This window comes from uncultured Aquincola sp., from assembly GCF_964001545.1.
Taxonomy (GTDB): domain Bacteria; phylum Pseudomonadota; class Gammaproteobacteria; order Burkholderiales; family Burkholderiaceae_C; genus Aquincola.
Genome location: NZ_CAXFDV010000547.1, coordinates 1 through 2,012 on the forward strand (window position 1 = coordinate 1; position 2,012 = coordinate 2,012).

Sequence of the window (2,012 nt, forward strand, 5' to 3'; positions counted from 1 at the left end):
CCGGCACGGTGGACATGCTCAAGCAGGTGGTGGTGTTCAACGGCAACGTGGTCATCACCCAGGGCTCCATCACCATCCGGGCCGAGCGCGCCGAGATCCGCGAAGGCGCCGACGGCTTCCGCTCGGCCGTAGCGGTGGGCAGCGGCGGCCAGCAGGCCAGCTTCCGCCAGAAGCGCGAAGGCCTGGACGAATACATCCAGGGCACGGCCGACCGCATCGAGTACGAAGGCCGTGGCGACGTGGTGCGCTTCGTCGGCAAGGCCCAGGTGCAGCGGCTGCGCGGCAGCGTGGCGGCCGACCAGATCAGCGGCGAGCGCATCACCTACGACAGCACCACCGAAGTGTTCAGCGTGGCCGGCAGCACCGCGCCCGCCCCGGCCGCCGGCGCCGCCAGCGGCCCCGGCAATGGCCGCGTGCGGGTGATCCTGACACCACGCGAAGGCTCGGCCGCGGCCGAAGCGCCGGCCGAGCCCGCCTCCGGAGCCTCGCGGTGAGCGGCGGCGCCCTGCCCACCGCGGCACCGGCCGCCGCCGGCAGCCGCCTGGAAGCCAGCCGGCTGGCCAAGCGCTACGGCACCCGCACCGTGGTCAAGGACGTGCACCTGGCCGTGGGCGCCGGTGAGGTGGTGGGCCTGCTGGGCCCCAACGGCGCCGGCAAGACCACCACCTTCTACATGGTGGTGGGCCTGGTGCGCGCCGATGCCGGCGAGATCCGCATCGACGGCGCCGAAGTGCAGCACAAGCCCATCCACCAGCGTTCGCGCATGGGGCTGTCGTACCTGCCGCAGGAAGCGTCGATCTTCCGCAAGCTGACCGTGGAAGAAAACATCCGCGCGGTGCTGGAACTGCAGCGCGGCCCCGACGGCCGCGCGCTGCCGGGCCAGGAGATCGACCGCCTGCTCGAAGGCCTGCTGGCCGAATTGAGCATCGAGAAGCTGCGCGCCAGCCCGGCGCCATCGCTGTCGGGCGGCGAGCGGCGGCGGGTGGAAATCGCCCGCGCGCTGGCCACGCAGCCACGCTTCATCCTGCTGGACGAGCCGTTCGCTGGCGTCGACCCGATCGCGGTGATCGAGATCCAGCGGATCATCGGATTCTTGAAGGCACGCGGCATCGGCGTGCTGATCACCGACCACAACGTGCGCGAGACGCTGGGCATCTGCGACCGCGCTTACATCATCAGCGAAGGGCGTGTGCTGGCCGAAGGCACGCCCAACGAGATCGTCGACAACACGGACGTGCGCAAGGTCTACCTTGGCGAGCACTTCCGCATGTGATGGTTCAACCCGGTTGATGTCATGAAACCCTCGCTGCAAATCCGCCTCTCGCAGCACCTGGCCCTGACGCCACAGCTGCAGCAGTCCATCCGGCTGCTGCAGCTGTCCACGCTGGAACTGCACCAGGAAGTCGAGCAGATGCTCGAGCAGAACCCCTTCCTGGAAACCGAGGAAGAGCATGTGCCGGCCTTCGAGCAGTCGCTCGAGCGGCCCGCCGCCAGCAGCAGCGCCGACGACGGCGACTACACCGGCAGCAGCAGCACCGAAACCGGCGCCGCCGCCGACGGTGACGGCGCCGAGGCCCCCGGCGTCGACAGCGCCGACTTCGGCACGACCGAACGCGACGACTGGGAAAACGGCACCGAGCGCGACGACTTCGACGGCATCCGCGAAACGCCTTCGGCCAGCAGCAGCAGCAACAACGACAGCGACGACTTCGAGCCGCAGGAGCGCGGTGGCGGCGGCATCTCGCTGCAGGAGCACCTGCGCGCGCAGATGGCCGGCATGCGGCTGGAGCCGGCCGACGCGGCCGCGCTGCATGTGCTCATCGAATCGCTGAACGAAGACGGATACCTGGCCGACCCGCTGTCCGAGATCGCGGCCCAGCTGGCCGGCGATGCCGACCTGGAGCAGCAGGAAGAGCTGCTGGAGCGCCTGCAGTGCGCGCTCAAGTGGCTGCAAAGCCTGGAGCCGCTGGGCGTGGGCGCGCGCGACCTGCCCGAATGCCTGGTGCTGCAGC

At 70.1% G+C, this 2,012-nt stretch carries 2 protein-coding genes and 1 pseudogene; all 3 read left to right on the forward strand.

Going from position 1 to position 2,012, the window contains the following annotated elements; genetic code table 11:
* Nucleotides 1-494: lipopolysaccharide transport periplasmic protein LptA (gene lptA, locus ABNT58_RS18785; protein WP_348754964.1), on the forward strand; the 494-nt coding region annotated here is incomplete at its 5' end.
* Nucleotides 491-1,273: an LPS export ABC transporter ATP-binding protein gene (gene lptB, locus ABNT58_RS18790; protein ID WP_348754965.1), complete on the forward strand. Its 783-nt coding sequence runs from the start codon at nt 491-493 to the stop codon at nt 1,271-1,273. The genes lptA and lptB, both read left to right, overlap by 4 nt.
* 21 nt (nt 1,274-1,294) lie before the next feature.
* Nucleotides 1,295-2,012, forward strand: a pseudogene (locus ABNT58_RS18795) (RNA polymerase factor sigma-54); the annotation flags it as partial.